Source organism: Colwellia sp. MB02u-14, assembly GCF_014076915.1.
Lineage (GTDB): Bacteria > Pseudomonadota > Gammaproteobacteria > Enterobacterales > Alteromonadaceae > Colwellia_A.
Map to the genome: position 1 here is coordinate 1 of NZ_JACGUX010000024.1, position 381 is coordinate 381.

The following is a 381-nucleotide window of genomic DNA, read 5'->3' on the forward strand; positions in this document are numbered from 1 at the left end:
TATCACAATCCCCGCCGTCACGCCCACATCATCATTAGTCGGCGTGCCGGTTAATGCGCCTGTTGTGGCGCTAAAGCCAGCCCAACTGGGTTTATTGGTGATACTAAAGGTTTGGGTGTCGCCTGCATCGACATCACTGACGCTTGGCGTAAAGCGGTAAGCCTCATCTTGTGCCACGGTTATGGTGGGCGTACCGGTGATAACCGGTGCGTCATTGGTATTTGACACCGTCACGCTAAAGGCGGTTAAGCTGGCGGTAGCACCGGCGCTATCGGTGGCCGTTATCACAATCCCCGCCGTCACGCCCACATCATCATTAGTCGGCGTGCCGGTTAATGCGCCTGTTGTGGCGCTAAAGCCAGCCCAACTGGGTTTATTGGT

At 55.9% G+C, this 381-nt stretch carries 1 protein-coding gene; it reads right to left on the reverse strand.

Annotation, left to right across the window (positions count from 1 at the left end):
* Positions 1–381: putative Ig domain-containing protein (locus H4J52_RS02950; protein ID WP_220461062.1), on the reverse strand; the 381-nt coding region annotated here is incomplete at both ends.